General features: G+C 74.8%; 16 protein-coding genes and 2 tRNA genes. 12 read left to right on the top strand and 6 right to left on the bottom strand.

What is annotated here, in order from left to right; genetic code table 11:
* Window positions 1–106: 106 nt before the first annotated feature.
* Window positions 107–874 carry a trans-aconitate 2-methyltransferase gene (locus BUE43_RS11960; protein ID WP_073482139.1) on the top strand — a complete coding sequence of 256 codons (768 nt, stop codon included), beginning with the start codon at window positions 107–109 and terminating at the stop codon, window positions 872–874.
* A gap of 111 nt (window positions 875–985) precedes the next feature.
* Here BUE43_RS11960 and BUE43_RS11955 read toward each other — a convergent pair whose 3' ends face one another.
* Window positions 986–1,249, bottom strand: a complete 264-nt coding sequence (locus BUE43_RS11955) for a hypothetical protein (RefSeq protein ID WP_073482137.1) — start codon at window positions 1,247–1,249, stop codon at window positions 986–988.
* Between the two features lie 163 nt (window positions 1,250–1,412).
* On the opposite strand from BUE43_RS11955, the gene BUE43_RS11950 reads away from it, so the two are divergent.
* The 6 genes from BUE43_RS11950 (at window position 1,413) to BUE43_RS11925 (ending at window position 5,897) form a co-directional block, all read left to right on the top strand.
* Window positions 1,413–1,485, top strand: a tRNA-Asn gene (locus BUE43_RS11950).
* A gap of 50 nt (window positions 1,486–1,535) precedes the next feature.
* Window positions 1,536–1,610: transfer RNA gene (locus BUE43_RS11945), tRNA-Ile, on the top strand.
* A gap of 380 nt (window positions 1,611–1,990) precedes the next feature.
* The gene (locus tag BUE43_RS11940; protein WP_073482135.1) at window positions 1,991–2,692 is read left to right on the top strand and encodes a glycoside hydrolase family 75 protein; all 702 of its coding nucleotides are present in this window, start codon (window positions 1,991–1,993) and stop codon (window positions 2,690–2,692) included.
* Window positions 2,693–2,946: 254 nt separating this feature from the next.
* Window positions 2,947–3,999 carry a glycoside hydrolase family 25 protein gene (locus BUE43_RS11935; RefSeq protein WP_073482133.1) on the top strand — a complete coding sequence of 351 codons (1,053 nt, stop codon included), beginning with the start codon at window positions 2,947–2,949 and terminating at the stop codon, window positions 3,997–3,999.
* 223 nt (window positions 4,000–4,222) lie between these two features.
* Window positions 4,223–4,999, top strand: a complete 777-nt coding sequence (locus BUE43_RS11930) for a hypothetical protein (RefSeq protein WP_073482131.1) — start codon at window positions 4,223–4,225, stop codon at window positions 4,997–4,999.
* Window positions 5,000–5,192: 193 nt separating this feature from the next.
* The gene (locus BUE43_RS11925) at window positions 5,193–5,897 is read left to right on the top strand and encodes a hypothetical protein (RefSeq protein WP_073482129.1); all 705 of its coding nucleotides are present in this window, start codon (window positions 5,193–5,195) and stop codon (window positions 5,895–5,897) included.
* Between the two features lie 71 nt (window positions 5,898–5,968).
* Here BUE43_RS11925 and ald read toward each other — a convergent pair whose 3' ends face one another.
* The 3 genes from ald to BUE43_RS11910 all read right to left on the bottom strand — a co-directional run bounded on the left by ald (window position 5,969) and on the right by BUE43_RS11910 (window position 10,124).
* A complete protein-coding gene (gene ald, locus BUE43_RS11920) occupies window positions 5,969–7,087 on the bottom strand; it encodes an alanine dehydrogenase (RefSeq protein WP_073482127.1) in 1,119 nt (372 codons plus the stop codon).
* 161 nt (window positions 7,088–7,248) lie between these two features.
* On the bottom strand, window positions 7,249–8,835 hold the full coding sequence (locus tag BUE43_RS11915; RefSeq protein ID WP_073482125.1) for a PucR family transcriptional regulator: 1,587 nt from the start codon (window positions 8,833–8,835) through the stop codon (window positions 7,249–7,251).
* A gap of 56 nt (window positions 8,836–8,891) precedes the next feature.
* On the bottom strand, window positions 8,892–10,124 hold the full coding sequence (locus BUE43_RS11910; protein WP_073482123.1) for a cytochrome P450: 1,233 nt from the start codon (window positions 10,122–10,124) through the stop codon (window positions 8,892–8,894).
* A 78-nt stretch (window positions 10,125–10,202) separates the two neighbouring features.
* On the opposite strand from BUE43_RS11910, the gene BUE43_RS11905 reads away from it, so the two are divergent.
* Window positions 10,203–11,393: an 8-amino-7-oxononanoate synthase gene (locus tag BUE43_RS11905; protein WP_200797486.1), complete on the top strand. Its 1,191-nt coding sequence runs from the start codon at window positions 10,203–10,205 to the stop codon at window positions 11,391–11,393.
* An 89-nt stretch (window positions 11,394–11,482) separates the two neighbouring features.
* Here the strand turns inward: BUE43_RS11905 and BUE43_RS11900 are convergent, their stop codons facing one another.
* Window positions 11,483–11,995: an Lrp/AsnC family transcriptional regulator gene (locus tag BUE43_RS11900; RefSeq protein WP_073482119.1), complete on the bottom strand. Its 513-nt coding sequence runs from the start codon at window positions 11,993–11,995 to the stop codon at window positions 11,483–11,485.
* 93 nt (window positions 11,996–12,088) lie between these two features.
* On the opposite strand from BUE43_RS11900, the gene BUE43_RS11895 reads away from it, so the two are divergent.
* Complete coding sequence (locus BUE43_RS11895) at window positions 12,089–12,715, top strand: LysE family translocator (protein WP_073482117.1); 627 nt, start codon at window positions 12,089–12,091, stop codon at window positions 12,713–12,715.
* A gap of 164 nt (window positions 12,716–12,879) precedes the next feature.
* The gene (locus tag BUE43_RS11890) at window positions 12,880–13,164 is read left to right on the top strand and encodes a DUF6343 family protein (protein WP_073482115.1); all 285 of its coding nucleotides are present in this window, start codon (window positions 12,880–12,882) and stop codon (window positions 13,162–13,164) included.
* A gap of 371 nt (window positions 13,165–13,535) precedes the next feature.
* On the opposite strand, the gene BUE43_RS11885 is transcribed toward BUE43_RS11890, so the two are convergent.
* Window positions 13,536–15,560: a neutral/alkaline ceramidase gene (locus BUE43_RS11885; protein WP_083959631.1), complete on the bottom strand. Its 2,025-nt coding sequence runs from the start codon at window positions 15,558–15,560 to the stop codon at window positions 13,536–13,538.
* 191 nt (window positions 15,561–15,751) lie between these two features.
* Between BUE43_RS11885 and BUE43_RS11880 the strand changes: the two genes are divergently transcribed.
* Together BUE43_RS11880 and BUE43_RS11875 are read left to right on the top strand one after the other, a co-directional pair.
* Complete coding sequence (locus BUE43_RS11880; protein ID WP_073482112.1) at window positions 15,752–16,477, top strand: DsbA family protein; 726 nt, start codon at window positions 15,752–15,754, stop codon at window positions 16,475–16,477.
* The gene (locus tag BUE43_RS11875) at window positions 16,474–17,370 is read left to right on the top strand and encodes a cytochrome c biogenesis CcdA family protein (RefSeq protein WP_073482111.1); all 897 of its coding nucleotides are present in this window, start codon (window positions 16,474–16,476) and stop codon (window positions 17,368–17,370) included. Before BUE43_RS11880 ends, BUE43_RS11875 begins: the two co-directional genes overlap by 4 nt.
* Window positions 17,371–17,393: the final 23 nt, after the last annotated feature.

Raw genomic sequence — 17,393 nt, 5'->3', positions numbered from 1 at the left:
GACTGTCGAGGGGCCTCGCCCCCTGGTGTGATGTGGCTTGATCGACAAGCCCGCTTCCCATACCGTACGGTCGTACTGTTTTAGAGGAGCCTGGGGAGGCAACTCCATGTGGGATCCCGACGTCTACCTCACCTTCGCCGACTACCGGGGCCGGCCGTTCCACGACCTGGTCGCGCGGGTCGCGGCCAAGGACCCCCGGCGGGTGGTGGACCTTGGCTGCGGCGCGGGGAACCTGACCAGACTGCTGATCGAACGATTCCCCACCGCGGTCGTCGAGGCGTTCGACTCCTCCCCGGAGATGGTGGCGAAGGCCAGGGCGCACGGGGTGGACGCGCGGGTCGCGGACGTGCGGGACTGGACGCCCGAGCCGGACACCGACGTGGTGGTCACCAGCGCGGTGCTCCAGTGGGTGCCCGAGCACGTCGAGCTGATCCGGCGGTGGCTGGCCGCCCTGCCCAGCGGCGCCTGGTTCGCCATGCAGGTCCCCGGCAACTTCCGGGCTCCCTCGCACCACGCGCTCGTCGAGCTCGCCGACGCCGAGCACTGGCGCGGTGAGCTGGACGGGGTCCACCTGCTGCGGCCCGGCTGCGTGCTCGACCCGACCGGCTACGCCCAGGTGTTCGCCGAGTCCGGCTGCGAGGTCGACGCGTGGGAGACGACCTACGCGCACCAGCTCGCCGGCGAGGACCCGGTGCTGGAGTGGGTGAGCGGCACCGCCCTGCGTCCGGTGCGCGCCCGTCTGGGCGGCGGAGAGCGTTGGGAGCGGTTCCGCGCCGAACTGGCGCCCCGGTTGCGCGCGGCGTACCCGCGTCAGGCCGACGGGATCACCTGGGTGCCGTTCCGACGGGTCTTCGCGGTCGCCCACAAGCGCTGAACGCCGCTGGACGCCGTTGGGCGCCGCTAGACCGATTGCGGCACGTGCGAAACGCCGGTGGCCCGCCCCAGTCGATCTCGGGGCGGGCCACCGGCGTTCCGGCTCGTTCTGCTACGGCCGGTCCACACCGCTCAGGTGCTGCACCGGCGGCCGCTGGGCGGACCGGGGCGGTGGCGGCTGACGCCGCGTACCCGCCGCGGACCACCTCGAACCTGTGATCTCACTCACCTTCGCTCGGACGACGCCGGCCAGTCCCTGGACCGTCGGGTGGTCGACGAACCGGCGGTACGTGCTGGCGATCTGCTCGTAACGCTCCCGTCCGGCCCGCGCGCCAAGCACGTAACCTGCGGCAACGCCGAGCAGGAACCCCTTCATGACGACACTCCTCGGGCGATCTCGGGTCTCGGGTGGACTGCGTGCTCCCCGGCCCATCCTCCCGCAGGCGGACCCGCCCCGCAGGGGGGTGTGCGCGAGCACCCTTCGGCATGCGCTAGAGTTACTTCCTGTCGGGCGGCGCTCGGCGAAAACCGAAGAACGGTCCTCCGTAGCTCAATTGGCAGAGCATTCGGCTGTTAACCGAAGGGTTGTTGGTTCGAGTCCAACCGGAGGAGCGCGTGAGGCGGTGGGGCCGGTCCGGAGGACCGGCCCCACCGCGTTTTTCGGGGCAGTAGCTCAGCCGGTCAGAGCAGCGGACTCATAATCCGTCAGGTCGTGGGTTCAAGTCCCACCTGCCCCACTCGTCGGGCGGGCGCGGGTTCGCGAGATCGTGGGCCCCTTCGCTCCTCACCTCTCCCGGTGGCCGCCCCGTGTCCGAGGGTTGGTTTCCGTTCTTCCGGATGTGCTGGCCCCGCCGGTTGGCTGCTTTCTTCGGCTTCACTGCTCGTGTTCGCCGCCGCGCGCGTCCGTGATCGCGTTCCGCCGCCCCCCTGGCAGGCAATCGGAGTATTGGCGGTCGAGCGCGGGCGTATAACTCGGCGCGGGATTTCGTCGTGGAGCGGGGAAACCGGGCGGCCGACGTGCTCGCATCGAATTTCCTCCGGTGTTGTTGACCACACCGGGGTGGCCCGGCACCGTTCCCGCTCGGAACAGATCCTTCCGGCTTCACGGAGGTGGCGAATGCGCGTGCGTTCCGTGCTCGTGTCCGGACTGGTGGCGATGTCCGCTCTGGTCCTGTCGATGACGCCGGCCGCGGCCGTGGGTCCGGTGACGGAATCCGGCGGTGCGGTGGCCAACGGCCCGACCGCGCGGGAGTTGCTGGCCAAGGTGAACGGCTGCGAGCAGATCTCCCAAGGCAAGTACGCCAAGGATGCCGGCGGCACGGCCGACATCCCGGTGTGCGGCAAGAAGGGCGCGGTGTTCTGGAAGGCCGACATGGACATCGACTGCGACGGGCAGGCCACCGCCGAGTGCAACGGGAGGACCGACCCGTCGTTCCAGCCCCAGACCGCCTGCGTGCGGTCCGACGGCCGACCGCTGGTCGCCAGCAGGCTGCCCTACATCGTCGTGCCCGGCGTGAGCAGTCGGTGGAGCTACAAGGAAAGCGGGATCGGTTGCGGCACCGTCGGCGCGGTGGTCCACAAGGACAAGGTGGTCTACGGCGTCATCGGGGACGTCGGCCCGAAGAGCATCATCGGCGAGGCGTCCTACGCGCTGGCGAAGAAGTTGGGCGTCAATCCGGACCCGAGGACCGGGGGAGTCGGCTCCGGGGTGACCTACATCGTCTTCAACGGCGGCGGGAAGGCCGAACCTGTCGAGGACTCGGGCGCCGCCGACCGGTTGGGCAGGGAGCTGGCGCGGAAGTTCGTCGCGAACAACTGAGTGCGCCGATCGGCCGTTCCGGTGACCGCCGAACGGCCGAGAAGTCCTGAGTGGACAAAGGGGCCGTCGCCGGTCGGTCTCCCGTTCTTCGTTCGGCCGCCACCTTTCTGTCGCCTCGGTGTGGTCGGCTGTCCGTGCTACACCGATGGGCCGTCTGACGGAATTCTCGGTATTCGTTGCGAGCGTCGCCGAATACGGGTGCAGACTCGCGGCACGCGGCCGGGCAACCCGACTTACAGGGGGAGGTGGGGCCCGTGACCACGGGCGTCGATGTGTCCTCGTGGCAGGGCGAACCGGACTGGGGTGCGGTCCGCAGAGCCGGCGTCGAGTTCGCCTACGTCAAGACAACGGAGGGCACCGGTTACCTGAACCCCGTCCGTGACGCGCAGTTCCGAGGCGCGCGGGACGCGGGACTGGTGGTCGGCGTCTACCACTACGGCCGTCCGGACTACGGCAACTCGCCGCAGGCCGAGGCCGACTACTACGTCAGGGAGGTGCTCCGGCTGGGCGCCAGCGGTCCCGGGCTGCTGCCGCCCTGCCTGGACATCGAGGAGGCCGCGCCGCGCGTCGCCGACTGGTGCACGGCGTTCGTGGCGCGGGTCCGGGAGCGGTTGGGCCGGCACCCGGTGCTGGTCTACGCCTCGACCTCCTACATCAACGGCCACCTCGGCGAGGGGTGGGCCAACGCCACCGACATCCGGTGGTGGGTGGCGCACTACGACCGCTCCCCCGGTGACCCGGGCTACAAGTCGCCCCGGGTGGTCATGCACCAGTACACGCGGCACGGGCGGGTGGCCGGGGTCGCCGGCGACGTGGACATGAACCGCGCGATGCGGGCACTGCAGGACATCACGGGTTCGGAGGACGACGTGAGCTACGAGGACGCCTACAACGCGATCCGCGACTTCGTTTTCAACAACCGCTTCGAGTCCCTTGTGGACGGTCAGAACCGCAACATCGTGGACTACCTGCGGGAGACCGAGAAGATCAGCGCGGAGACCAGGGCGAAGACGCTGGAGAGCAACGCCGTGCTCGGCGACGCCTACGCCATCTCCGGCGGCAAGAGCATCGGCCGGCTGGTCGCCGAGCTGCGGGCGGTGGACCCGAAGGCCGTGGCGGAGGCGCTCAAGCCGGACCTCGCGGCGGTGATCCGGGAGGTGCTGGGCGACGACAACGCCAAGCAGGCTGACGAGATCGTGAACAAGCTCGCCGAGCGCCTGGGCCGCAAGCCCGCCCCCGCGCAGGAGCAGGACGGGGCCGGGGCCCCACCGCAGGAGGGGCAGCGGACGGAGCAGCCGAGCGCCTGACGCGGGTTGGTGGCCAGGGGGAGCGCCTCCCCCCGGGCCACCGCCGCCGGCCCGACCTCGCCCGGCCACCCCGCGGTGGCCGGGCGAGTGCGCCATCCGAACTAACGAAGCGGCAACGAAGAGATCACCGCCCGCACCCTTCCGCGACGTCGCTCATTAGCGGGTTGGAAAGCTTCCCCGGGATCCCGCCGGATCTCCTCCCCCGACCCCTGGAGTTCGTCGCATGCAGCACCGCCCCGTGCTGTCCGTCCTCGGCCGCGCGCTGGGCGCGGCCGGTCTCGTGCTCGCCGCGCTGGTCCCCGCCGGCACGGCCGCGGCCGCCGGCCGGGAGGAACCCCCCGCCTCCGGCGACCCGCGCGCGGTCGCCTCGTCCGGCAACGCCGTCAAGTGCTCCGACGTGAGCCTCGCCGGCGAGCTGGTGGACCTGGGCCACACCGTGGACGAGTCCCGCGCCTCCCTCGACGTCACCAGCCTCCCCGAGGGCCTCACGGTGACCGGGGTCGTGGTCAAGGGCGGCCCGGCCTACAACAGCTACCTGCCGTCGGCGCTGGGCCCGCTGCCGTGGCGGGGCCTGCACGCCCCGGTCAACCCGAGCGGCAAGCCGGCCCAGATCAGCCACTGGTTCGCCTGCGCGCAGCGGACCGCCCCGCCCACCGGCGTCCCCCCGACCTCCGGCGCCGTCGTCCCGACACCCGTCGCGCCGGCGCCGAGGAGCCGGGTGGTCACCCCCGCGCCGGCGCGGACCACGTCGCCGCCCCCCGCGGTCACCCCCGGCGCCGCCGGCGGCTCCGCCCAGGGCCGGATCGACCCCGGCCCGCCGTCCTCCCCGGCCCAGGCGGCCCCGGCCGCGAAGGACCCCGCGCCGAAGGAGCCCGGCGACCTGGCGTCGACCGGGTTCGACGGCGGCTGGCTGGTCGCGGTCGGCGGGGTGTTGCTGCTTGGCGGCGGCGCGCTGCTGGCCTCGCCGAGAATTCGCGCGGCGCTGCGCCGCCGGAGCTGACCGGCGCGGCAACCCCGCACCTACCCCGGCGCCGTGAGGGTGGTTCCTCGGGCTCCTCTGGTTCCTCGGGGCACCTGGTGTCGCGCGGCGCTCCTTCGTCACTCTGTCGCCGCCGTGCCGATCCCCTGGGTGACCGGCAGACTGCGACGAGTGGTCGCCGGGGTTCCGGCGGCGATGCGGTCGGGGGTGGCGCGTGGGGTGGTCCGGGCGGCGGGGCCGGGTCGAACCGGGCCGGGTTGAACTGGGTTGGGCGGAGTGGATCGAGCTCGCCCGCGACGCCCGCTCCGCGCCCCGGTGGCAGCTCGCCGTGGCCGGCCTGCTCTCGGTGCTCTGGCTGTGCTGGCTGGTGGACCAGGCCGGCGACGCGCGCAGCCCGCTCGGTGTCCTGCGGGCCGGGCTGACCTGGGCCGATCTGCCGGGCGCGTGGCTCGACGGGACCAGGGCCTGGTTGGCGGCGCCCCACCGCCGGACCGTCGTGGGAGTGGCCGCGTGGGCTGCGGGCGTCCTGTGGGCCGCCACGGCCCGCCGGCGGGTGCTTCCGGCCGTCGTTGGCTGGGTGCTGCTGCTGACGGTGGCCGACGCCCTCGGCTACCAGGCCGCCGCGCGCAGTGCGGGGCTCGGCTTCGCGGTGGTGGTCGGCGTGCTGCTGGCGCTCTCGGTGCCGCTGCGCCGGCGGCCGGTGGTGCGCAGGGCCAGGTTGTTGCCCAGGGACGTCTTCGTCGCCGGTGCGCGTGCGGCGGCCCTCACCGTGCTGGTGCCGTTGTCGGCCCCGCTACTCGTGGTGGCCGCCGTGTGCCACCCGTACCTCACCAGGCCGCCCCGGCGTCTCCCGGTGCGGCTGCCCGCCCCGAGGGCGGACGCGGACGCGCCGCTCCGGCGGGACGTGAAGCGCCGCTGACGGAGGGCAGAACGCCGAACGGGGCCAACGCCGTGGCGCTGGCCCCGTTCGGGTGGTGCGGCGGCGCGGACTCAGCCGGCGAGGACGTCCTCGACGGTGGTCAGCGGCAGGCCGTGCGCCTCGGCGACGGGGGCGTTGGTGAGCACGCCGTCGTGGGTGTTGAGGCCCAGGGCCAGCGCCTGGTCGTCGCGCAGGGCGTCGCGCCAGCCCTTGTTCGCCAGGGCGATGGCGTAGGGCAGCGTGACGTTGGTCAGCGCGAAGGTCGAGGTGCGGGGCACCGCGCCCGGCATGTTGGCCACGCAGTAGAACACGGTGTCGTGCACGGCGAAGGTCGGCTCGGCGTGCGTGGTGGGCCGCGAGTCCTCGAAGCAGCCGCCCTGGTCGATGGCGATGTCGACGAGCACGCTGCCCGGCTTCATCCGCTTGACCAGGTCGTTGCTCACCAGCTTCGGCGCCTTGGCGCCCGGCACCAGCACGGCGCCGATCACCAGGTCGGCCTCCAGCACGGCCTGCTCGACCTCGAACGAGTTGGACGCGACGGTGCGCAGCCGGCCCTGGTACTGGGCGTCGGCGGCGCGCAGCTTGTCCACCGACAGGTCCAGCACGGTCACGTCGGCGCCCATGCCGACGGCGATCATCGCGGCGTTCATGCCGGAGACGCCGGCGCCGAGGATGGTGACCTTGGCGGGGTGCACGCCGGGCACGCCGCCGAGCAGCACGCCCCGGCCGCCGCGGGACTTCATCAGGGTCTCGCCGCCGACCTGGGTCGCCAGCCGGCCGGCGACCTCGCTCATCGGGGCGAGCAGCGGCAGCGCGCGGTTGGGCAGCTGCACCGTCTCGTAGGCGATGCCGGTGACCTTGCGCTCCAGCAGCGCGTCGGTGCACTCGCGGGACGCGGCGAGGTGGAGGTAGGTGAACAGGGTCTGGCCGGCGCGCATCCGGCCGTACTCCTCGGCGATCGGCTCCTTGACCTTGAGGATCAGGTCCGCGGTCGCCCACACCTCGTCGGCGGTGGGCAGGATCCGCGCGCCGGCGGCGACGTACTCGGCGTCGGTGATCGACGAGCCCAGGCCGGCGCCCTGCTCGACGTACACCTCGTGGCCGTTGCGCACGAACTCGAGCACGCCGGCCGGGGTGATGGCCACCCGGTACTCGTGGTTCTTGACTTCGCGGGGGACGCCGACCTTCATCACGGACTCCTCGGGGGACAACGCTGTTGGCAGCCGATGGTCGGTCCTGCTCCGAACAGGTGTCATCGGCGTGACCGCACCAAGCTGCCCGGAGGCGTTGGTGCAGCGTGCACAGGTGCGCCGGTCAGCGGCCTGGACCGGGGCGGGCCGGGTCGGCGGGTTCAGCGCCCCGCGCCCAGCGCGACGAGCTGGAGCTGGAGCGCCAGCCGCACGTCCGGGTCGTCCAGCCGGGCCGGGGCGATCTCGGCGATCCGCCGCATCCGGTAGCGCAGGGTGTTGCGGTGCACGTGCAGCCGGCGCGCCACGGCGGCCTGGTCGCCGGCGTGGGTCAGCCAGACGGCCAGCGTCTCCACGTACCGGGTGCCGTGCGCGGCGTCGTGGTCCCGCAGCAGCCGCACCGGCCCGGACTCCAGCAGCTCGGCCAGGGCGTCCGAGCCGGCGACGCGGCGCACCACGAGCCGGGCCCAGACCTCCTCGAACCGGGCCCACCGCCCCAGCCCCGGCGACGAGTGCAGCAGGGCGTGCACCTCGTCGGCCTGGGTCCTGGCCCTGGCCAGGTCGCCGAACCCGGCGGCCGGCGCGCTGATCCCGGCGATCACCTGGACCCCGGGGGCGAGCTCGGCCAGCGCCCGCGAGAGCCACTCCCACCGGGGGACGACGTCGGTGGGCTGGTCGCACTCGACCACCGCGTAGACGGCGCCGCCGACCTCGGCCAGCGGGGTCCGCGCCGGCAGGCCGCTGGCCGAGCGCAGCCGTTCCCACAGGGCCAGCCGCAGCGCCTCGGCCCGCTCCGGCGCGGACTCGCCGTCGACGGTCCTGCGCAGGCCGAACGCGACGACGCGGTGCGGGACGGCGCGCAGCCCGAGCCGGGCCGCGGCCGAGGCCACGTCGCCGGAGCCGTGCAGGACGGTGGCGACGAGGTCGCGCAGGAGCCGCCGCTCCACGTCGGTGCCGGCCCGCAACCGCAGCAGGTGCAGCGCGACCACGGCGGCGGTGTCGGCGAACGCGGCGGCGCGCTCGGCGGACACCGGGCCCGGCACCACCGCCCAGATCGAGCCCAGCAGCTCGGCGCCGACCTTCACCGGCATGATCAGCCGGGGCAGGGTGCCGTCCTCCAGGCTGGGCACGAACACCGGCTCGGCCCCCTTGCCCACCTCGCGCAGCACGCCCCGCCGCCGGAACTGCTGGAGCGTGGCGTCCGGCACCCGGCGGCCGATGATCGTGGCCACCCGCGCCGGGTCGGCCCGGTCCTGCCGGGAGGAGTAGGCCAGCACGCGGGAGCCCGCGTCCTCGATCGTCACCGGCGCGTCGATCACCGCGGCGATCGCGTCGGCCAGCGTGAACAGGTCGCTGAACTCGCCGCCGCCGGACAGGTCGGGCGCGGCCGTGGACTCCAGGTCCAGCACCGAGCGCAGCAGCCACAGCACCTGGGTCCACGCCGCCCGCCGGGTGACCGACAGCAGGCCGAGGCCGGCGTCGGCGGCGGCCCTGCGCACCGACTCGTCGGCGCAGACCGGCTCCTTGAGCACGAGCGCGCCGGCGGTGGCGCACTGCTCCACCAGGCGGGTGGCCTGCTCGACCGCGGTGACCGCGACGCCGAGCACGAGGTCGCCGGGGTGCGCCTCGGGGGCGACCCCCGGTTCGGCGATCACCAGATCGCCGACCGGGGCGTCCAGGTCCGCCGGCTCGACCAGCACCGTGGCCAGCGGCGGCCCCACCGACTCCAGCACTCGCCGCAGCGCAACCACGGGCTCCAGTGTGGACCACGTCGGGCGTGGTCAACGGCCGTTCGCCGCCGGCGCGGTCAGTCCCTGGCGACGAGCACCCGCAGCGGAGCGCGGAACGACAGCAGGTCGAGCATGGGCGGGTCGGCCTCGACCAGCCGGACGTCGGGCAGCCGGGCGGCGGCGGTCCGCAGGACGACCGCCGCCTCGGTCCTGGCCAGCTCGGCGCCCAGGCACAGGTGCCGGCCGAGGCCGAAGGCCAGGTGCCGGCGGCCCTCCGCGCGGCCGGGGCAGAACCGCTCCGGCTCCGCGTACGCGTCCGGGTCGGTGTTGGCGCTGTTGAGCATCAGCAGCAGGTGCGCGCCGCCCGGCAGGTCCACCCCGCCCAGCCGGGCGGGCCGCGCCGCGACCCGCCGCCAGGTCGGCAGCGGCGGCTCGTGCCGCAGGATCTCCTCCACGCAGGCGGCGGTCAGCTCGGCGTCGTCGGCCAGCCGCCGCCACAGCTCGGGGCGGGCGACCAGCCGGCGCAGCGCGGTGGACAGCAGTTGGGTCGTGGTCTCCTGCCCGGCGATCAGCAGGAAGTAGCAGACGCCGACGGCCTCGTCGACGTCGAGCGGCTCGCCGTCGGGCCGGCGGTGCGCCACCAGCGCGGAGAACAGGTCCTCGCCGTCCGGGCGGGCGGCGCGCACCTGGTCGGCGAGCCAGCGGTGGAACTCGCCGGCCGACCGCGCCAGCTCCTCCTGCCGGTCGGGCCCGGGGTTGCCCCAGAACAGCTCCAGCGAGGCGGTGCTCCACCCCTTGAGCGTCGGCACGTCCACGTCGGGCAGGCCGAGCATCGCCAGCAGCAGCCGGCACGGCAGGTCGCGGGCGACGGCGGCGACGAGGTCGGTCCGGCCGGTCGCGGCGAGCTCGGCCTCGGCGACCGCGACGTGCTCGTCGGCGAGCCGCTCGACCAGCGGCACCGCCTCGGCGACGCGGCGCGCGGTGAAGAACCGCGTGACCAGGCGGCGCAGTCCGGGGTGGGTGGGGGTGCCGTTGTTGGCGAGCGTGGGCGGCAGGGCGAAGCCGGCGCGGGCGAGCACCCGCAGCGCCCGGATCGGCAGCGGCGTGACCGCGGTCAGCGCGTTGTCCGGGTGGTAGGTCTCGGCGTCGAGCAGGACCTCGCGGACGTCCGCGTGCCGGCTGACCAGCCACAGCCCCGTGGTCGGGTCGTGGTGCGCCGCAGACCGCTCCCGCAGCGCGCGCAGGGTCGGGTGCGGGTCGCGGACGTAGTCGTCGCCGAAGAGATCGACAGCCAGCTCCGTGGTCCGCACGGCAGGGACGGTAACCCGGTCCCCGGCGGCTCCGGCCGTGACACCCGACACGCCACGGCGACTTCGTGGGGTGCGAGACTGCCGGGCGTGACCGCGACCAGGCCCCCCGCCGACCCGGCCGGCGTCTTCGACTGGCTCGACGTGCGGTCGGCGGCCAGGGCCCGCGCCGGCCTCACCCGGCGGCTGCGCCCCCGCGCCGCGACCACCGGCGCGCTGGACCTGGCCAGCAACGACTACCTCGGCCTCGCCCGGCACCCGCTGGTCCGCGCGGCCGCCGCCGACGCCGCCCACCGCTGGGGCGCGGGGGCCACCGGGTCCCGGCTCGTCACCGGCTCCACCGAGCTGCACGCCGAGCTGGAGGACGAGCTGGCCGCGTTCTGCGGGGTGGAGGCCGCGCTGGTCTTCTCCTCGGGCTGGGCGGCCAACCTCGGCGCGCTGGCGGCGTTGAGCGGCCCCGGCACCCTCGTGGTCGCCGACGAGTCCAACCACGCCTCCCTGATCGACGGCTGCCGGCTCGCCAGGGGGGAGACCGAGGTCGTCCCGCACGCCGACCCGACCGCGGTGCGGGCGGCGCTGGCCGACCGCACCCGGCGCCGCGCCCTCGTGGTCACCGACGCGGTGTTCTCCGTCGACGGCGACCTCGCGCCGCTGGCCGAGCTGGCCGGGGCCGCCAGGGAGCACGGGGCCGGCCTGGTGGTGGACGACGCGCACGGGCTGGGCGTCGTGGGGGAGGGCGGTCGGGGCTCGGTCGCGGCCGCCGGCCTCGCGGGCGCGCCGGACGTGGTGGTGACCACGACCCTGTCGAAGTCCCTGGGCGCGCAGGGCGGCGCGGTGCTCGGCCCCCGCCGGGTGATCGACCACCTGGTGGACACCGCCCGCAGCTTCATCTTCGACACCGGCCTGGCCCCCGCCGCCGCGGCCGGGGCGCTGGCCGCGCTCCGGCTGGTGCGGGAGCGCCCCGAGCTGCCGGGCCGCGCCCGCGCCGTGGCGCGCGAGCTGGCCGCCCGGCTGCGCGCGGCCGGCCTGACGGCGAGCGAGCCGGCGGCGGCCGTCGTCTCGGTGCGCGCGCCCTCGCCGGGGGAGGCCGTGGACTGGGCGGCGGCCTGCCGGGCCGAGGAGGTCGCCGTCGGCTGCTTCCGCCCGCCGTCGGTGCCCGACCGGTTCTCCCGCCTGCGCCTCACCGCGCGCGCCGACCTCACGCCCGCCGAGATCGACCGCGCCGTCGAGGTCGTCGCCAGGACGGCCCCGGCCGCCGCTGTCGGCCGCTGACCGCCCGGACCGCCCGGCGCCTCCTGGGAACACGACTCAGGCCAACTGTCCACATCGGACAGTGCTGGCTGCTGCCGACCGGGGTGGGATCAGCGGGGGGCGCGGCGCCGGCGGGCGGCGCCCTGGCGGGCCGACGGGACGGTGAGGGCGCTGGTGCGCACCCGTTCCAGCACGATCGAGCTGGTCAGGTTCCGCACCTCGGGCCGGCTGGAGACCTTGTCCACCAGGAACCGCTGGAGGTGCCGGCTGTCCTCCACCGCGATGTGGATGAGGAAGTCGGCCTGCCCGCTGACGTGGAACAGGGCCCGGGTCTCCGGCAGCGACAGCACGAAGGTGCGGAACGGGTCGACCACCTCCCGCGAGTGCGGGCGGACGTTCACCGCCACGATCGCCTCCAGGCCGAGGCCGACCACCCTGGGGTCGATCTCGGCGCGGTAGGCGGTGATCACCCCGGTCGCCCGCAGCCGGCGCACCCGGTCCAGGCAGGTCGACGGCGCGAGCCCGACCCGCGCGGCCAGCTCCTTGTTCGGGACCGACGCGTCGTTCTGCAACTCCTCCAGGATTCGCCAGTCGACCGAATCCAGTTCGACGAACTCGCTCATATCCGTTCACGATACGGCGGAAGCGGCGTTCCGCCGGTTCTCCCTCGCATCCTTCCCGCGCGGCGTGCGACACGAGCGGAGGCGTGGGAAGCGATGTGGGGGGACATCCACTGGGGCTCGTTCCTGGTGGCGATCGTGGTGATCCTGGTGGTGCCGGGACCCGACTTCGTGCTGGTCACGAGCAACGCGGTGGTGGACCGCCGCGCCGGGTGGTGGACGGCGGCGGGGTGCACCAGCGGTCTGCTCGTGCACGCGGTCGCGGCGACCGCCGGGCTGTCGGCGGTGCTCGTGGCGATGCCGGCGGCGTTCGTCGTGGTCAAGGTTCTGGGCGCGGCCTACCTGGTCTACCTCGGGATCAGCTCGATCGTGAAGGCCGGCAGGGGCGCCGCGCCGGAGGAGTCCGCCGCCGCGCCGGTGACGGTCCGCTCCCCCTGGGCGGCCTTCGTCAGGGGCGTGGCCAACAACGTGCTGAACCCCAAGGTCATGCTGCTGTTCCTCACGGTCGTGCCGCAGGCCATGGACCCGGCGGCCGACCCGGTGCCGCAGGCGATGGTGCTGAGCGCCACCGTGATCGGCCTGTTCGGGTTGTTCTGGGTGCTGGTCGTGCCGTCGGTGCGGCTGCTCACCGGGTGGCTGTCGCGGCCGCGGCCGCGTCGGCTGTTCGAGCGGGGCTGCGGCGCCGCCCTGATCGCGATGGCGGCCACCCTCGCCACTGCGTGAGCGACGGGCGCTCCGGCGCCACGGGGTCGCGCCCCGGCCCCCCGACGGGCTGTCACCCGTTCGTCGGCGGATCGTGGTCCGTGTGGTCGACCCGGTCCTGACCTCGCGGTTCGGCGTGCCCGGTTCGGCGTGCGCGGCGCGGCCGGAGCGGGTATCCCGCTGGCATGGCGAGGGGCAGGCGCAGGCTCACGCGGGAGGACTACCGGCGCGGGTTGTACGACTACCACGACCCGACGGCCCGGGTCGGCGGCGCGTCCCCGGCGCTGAGCGCCCTGACGTTGCGGTTGTGGCTGGCCGCCTTCGGGGTCCTGTTCTGCGTCGGCGCGGCCGTGCTGGCCTTCGCCGCCGGCCTGGCCTGGCTGGGGTGGGTCCTGGTGGCGCTGGCGGTCATCGGGGTCGTGGACTTCGCTTGGGTGGTGCACCGCAAGCGCCGGGGCGAGCCCGGTTAGGGCGCGCCCCGGCGCCTGCCCGCCGCTCCCGGCGGGAGAGGTGGGCGCGGCGGCCGGTGGGCCGAGTCCGGCGGCGGCGTGGACGACGCGGCGCGTCGCCACGGGCAGGGCGGTCGCCGCCGGAGCGGAACGGGCGGACGGGAACGTGCCCTCACTCGTTCCCCATACGCCGTTCCGGTGGCCTCGGACCGGGTGTGAGGACGGTAAGTAACGATCTGGGCTCGGCAATACCTACGTGCGTCGGTTCGATGTCCTACTTTCGTCGGTAGACGTTCACCCCGCGTATCCGGATCCTTGTGGATCAACGAGGGGCTTCGGCGAGAACCGGGGTCCCTCGCGCCACGTCCGGGGGTCGATCGCCGCGAGGCCGCTCAGGCCACCGTGAACACCCGGCTGGCGCCGTGGAACGCGGTGATCCGACCGCTCACGCCCCGCGCGTCGCCGTGGTAGGTCACGCGGTACTCGCCCGGCCGGGCGCGCGGCGGAACGTCCCAGCTCACCTCGATCCGCGACGCGGCGAGGCCCCACCGGGACCAGCGGAACCGGGTCGACCAGTCGCCGTCGTCGGCCACCGTGCGCCAGCCGTCGCCCTCCCTGCGCTGGACCTCCAGGTAGGTGCCGCCCCGGTGCAGGTCGTTGTTGGGGTGCGCGCCGACGAACTCGACGCGGACCCGTTGCCCTGGGCGGTACCGCGCCGCCGGCTCCCGGACCACCTCGCCGAACCGGCGGCCGGGAGGCGGGGCGTCGAGCACCACGTCCGGCCGCAGCCGGACCTGCTCGCCGGAGCGGTCCGGCAGCGCCGGCCCCCGGTCGCTGGGCCGGCCGGCCAGCAGGTCGGCCGCGAGCCGCGCGAACTCCTGCTGGTAGGCGGGGAGCTGCCAGCGGCCGTACATCGTGTGCCCGCCCTCGTAGTCCTGCTGGTCGTACTCCTCGGGCGTGGTCAGGTACCCGGCGTAGGAGTTGGCGTAGCCGGCGACCAGCACGTCCTCCGGCGACACGCCGAGCGCGTCGGCGACCGTCCGGCGCAGCCGGAGCCCGGCGACGGCCGTCACCTCGTGCGGGACGCCCACCAGGTGCAGCGACCCGAGCCGGACCAGGTGCAGCGGGAGCACCTTCGGCGTCCAGCCGAGCAGACCGGGGGTGAGCAGCACGTCCTTGGGGGCCTGCCGTCGGCGCAGGTCCGGGCAGGCCCGGTAGAGCAGCCGGCTGACCGCCCGGACGGCCGGGTTGGCGTCCACCCCCTCGCCGAAGACCGGCAGCCCGCCGCCGCCGTCCTCGGTGCTGCCGGCCGCGAAGCTGGCGCCCAGCGTGGCGGCGCCGGTGTGCTCGACCCGGCCGGAGCCGGTGAACTCGGGGCGCACCGCGAGCGCGCTCATGTCCACGTTCGCCCGCCGGGTCGCGACGCCGCCGGCGAGCGGCCGTCGGGGGCCCGCCCACAGCCGGCGGGCCGCCTCGAACTGCCGCAGCCCGATGATCCGGGTGTTCTCGACCTCGTCCTCGGTCGGCCCGCTGCCCGGCCGGAGGTGGAGGTTGGGGGAGGCGTCGCCCGCGTTGGTCTGGGCGAAGGCCGCGACGAAGCCGGGCGCGTCGGCGCGGTAGTCCACCCCCGCCACCTCGCGCTCCCAGTGGTAGGCCGCGTACCCCTTGTTGTCCCCGCTGATCAGGGTGTTGCGCACCGTCATGCTGGTGTTGTGGGTGGCGAACCAGTTGATCATCCCGACCGGCCGCCCTGCCCGGTCCACCCTGAGCACGGTGGTGGTCGGGTCGATCCCGGTCGGGAAGGCCGCCCGGTCCGCGGCGGGGTTGCGCTCGAAGGCCCGCCGCGAGCGGTTGACGCTGGCGTCGGTCAGCTCGCCCCTGGCGATCGACACCGTGGCCGGCGCGAGGTCCCGGTCGGCCAGCGCGACCGACTCGACGACGCCGGCGACGATCGCGTCGAAGGTTCTCGGGCGGAACCCCAGCGACGTGATGTTGTAGAGGGTGTGGTGCGCGAAGCCGCCGGGGCCCGCGTGCGTGTGGGTGGCGGCGATCAGCAGGCTGTCGTCGTCGTAGCGGTCGCCGAAGCGCCGCGCGAGCGCTTCGAGGACCGCGTGGCGGACGCCGGCGAAGACCATCGCCAGGTCGACCGTCACCAGCGCGACCCGCTGGCCGCTCTCCCGGTCGACGAAGACGAAGGCGCGGGAGCGCTGACGCAGGTGGATCCCGCTCGTGCGCTGGCCGGGGCTCGCGTACCCCATCATGCCGACCTCGGCGGGCTCGCCGGTGATGTCGGCGATGCCGCGTCCGACCAGGAAGCCGTGCCCGTCCAGAACGTCGCGCCTGGTCAGCGACCCGCGCCCGACCGGGAGCGGGGGTCTGACCGGGGTGGCGGGCGGACGGTCCACGGGTTCGGGCATCGCGTCCACCTCCCCGCCGACGGTAACCGGGGCCGGCGGAAAACGTGAAGCGCGTTCGGGTAGTTCCGCCCCGGATGGCCTACTCGCCGGTAGGCGTGGTCGGGATCACCGGAGACCCGATCAGCCGTTGCGCCCTGCGCACCCGTCGGTACGGTGGTCGGCGACCTTCGAGATCACGACGATGGGACGCGATGGCTGCACGGGGCGGGCGGAAGGAGACCCTGCGCTGGCTGGTGCCGGCCGTCGTGGTGGTGGTCGCGGTGACGCTGGCCTACCTGGGCGCGGGCCGCGGCGACCGGAACGCCGACGGCGGGGGCGCGGCCACCGCGACGCCGCGCGCGTCGGCCTCCGCCACCGAGGGGCCGGCCAGGGGGCTCGCCCGCCGCAAGGCCGACGACCCGTACGCCGTGGGCCGGGTCGACGCGCCGGTGGTCCTCGTCGAGTACGCCGACTACCGCTGCCCCTTCTGCGCCAAGTTCAGCACCGACACCAAGCCGGAGCTGGTCCGCCGCTACGTCGACAGCGGCGTGCTGCGCATCGAGTGGCGGGACATGCCGATCTTCGGCGAGGAGTCTGAGGCCGCCGCCGTCGCCGCGAGGGCGGCCGGCCGGCAGGGCCGGTTCTGGGACTACCACAACCTGGCCTTCGCCGAGGCGCCCCGCAGCGGGCACGGCGACTTCCCGAAGGAGCGGCTGCTCGACCTCGCGCGCCGCTCCGGCGTGCCCGACCTCGCCCGGTTCGAGGCCGACCTCGCCGACCGGGCCCTGCTGGCCGGCGTGCGCGCCGACGCGGCCGAGGCCCAGGACATCGGCGCGAGCAGCACCCCGACCTTCGTGATCAACGGCTTCCCGCTGCTCGGCGCCCAGCCCCTCGACGAGTTCGTCGCGCTCATCGAGCGGTCCCGGGGCGGGCGTTGACCGGGATCGGCTACCTCGGCGCGTTCCTCGGGGGCGTGCTGGCCCTGGTCAGCCCGTGCTCGGCGCTGCTCCTGCCGGCCTTCTTCGCCTACGCCTTCGACCACCCGGTCCGGCTCGCCGCCCGCACCGGCATGTTCTACCTGGGCCTGGCGACCACCCTCGTCCCGCTCGGCGCCGCGGCCTCGGCCGTGGGCGGGCTGCTCGCCAGGAACCGCGACGTCGTGGTCCTCGTCGGCGGCGTCGCGCTGGTCCTGTTCGGACTGATGACGATCCTCGGCCGGGGTTTCGGCGTGGGCGGTGGCCTGGCGCAACGCGTGGCCGGCCGGTTCCGCGTCGCCTCGGCGGCCTCCGTGTACGCGCTCGGCGCCGTCTACGGGCTCGCCGGGTTCTGCTCCGGCCCCGTGCTCGGCAGCGTGCTCACCCTCTCCGCGACCGGCGGCGACCCGCTCTACGGCGCGGTGCTGCTGGCCGTCTACGCGCTGGGCATGGCGGTCCCGCTGTTCCTGCTGGCCGCGCTGTGGGACCGGTTCCAGCTCGGCCGGCGGCGCTGGCTGCGCGGGACCGAGCTGCGCCTCGGCCCGCTCCGGGCGCACAGCACCTCCCTGGTCTCGGGTCTGCTGTTCGTCGGCATCGGCCTGGTGTTCCTGCTCACCGACGGCACCGGCGGCCTCGGCGGGCTGTTCGACGTCGACCAGCAGTACGCCGCGCAGGTCTGGGTCCGTCGCGTCGCCGACGCGGTGCCGCAGACGGCCGTGCTGCTCGGTGTCGCCGCGGTGGCCGCGATCGTGCTGGTGTGGCGGTTGCGGCGCGGGCCGGCCCCGGGGCGCGGCGGCGACGACGAGCCCGGACCGGCGGGAGACCGGCCGGCGGACGGGTCAGCGCCCCGCGACTGACCCCGCCCCACTCCCCGTCCTGG

Source organism: Streptoalloteichus hindustanus (genome assembly GCF_900129375.1).
GTDB classification, from domain to species: domain Bacteria; phylum Actinomycetota; class Actinomycetes; order Mycobacteriales; family Pseudonocardiaceae; genus Streptoalloteichus; species Streptoalloteichus hindustanus.
The sequence above is the reverse complement of the archived record's forward strand: the minus strand, read 5'-3'. Positions and strand labels throughout refer to the sequence as shown.

Coding starts and splice junctions, on each gene's coding strand:
- BUE43_RS11960 (WP_073482139.1), top strand. CDS start 107: ATGTGGGATCCCGACGTCTACCTCACCTTCGCCGACTACCGGGGCCGG.
- BUE43_RS11955 (WP_073482137.1), bottom strand. CDS start 1,249: ATGAAGGGGTTCCTGCTCGGCGTTGCCGCAGGTTACGTGCTTGGCGCG.
- BUE43_RS11940 (WP_073482135.1), top strand. CDS start 1,991: ATGCGCGTGCGTTCCGTGCTCGTGTCCGGACTGGTGGCGATGTCCGCT.
- BUE43_RS11930 (WP_073482131.1), top strand. CDS start 4,223: ATGCAGCACCGCCCCGTGCTGTCCGTCCTCGGCCGCGCGCTGGGCGCG.
- ald (WP_073482127.1), bottom strand. CDS start 7,087: ATGAAGGTCGGCGTCCCCCGCGAAGTCAAGAACCACGAGTACCGGGTG.
- BUE43_RS11900 (WP_073482119.1), bottom strand. CDS start 11,995: ATGAGCGAGTTCGTCGAACTGGATTCGGTCGACTGGCGAATCCTGGAG.
- BUE43_RS11895 (WP_073482117.1), top strand. CDS start 12,089: ATGTGGGGGGACATCCACTGGGGCTCGTTCCTGGTGGCGATCGTGGTG.
- BUE43_RS11890 (WP_073482115.1), top strand. CDS start 12,880: ATGGCGAGGGGCAGGCGCAGGCTCACGCGGGAGGACTACCGGCGCGGG.
- BUE43_RS11885 (WP_083959631.1), bottom strand. CDS start 15,560: ATGCCCGAACCCGTGGACCGTCCGCCCGCCACCCCGGTCAGACCCCCG.
- BUE43_RS11880 (WP_073482112.1), top strand. CDS start 15,752: ATGGCTGCACGGGGCGGGCGGAAGGAGACCCTGCGCTGGCTGGTGCCG.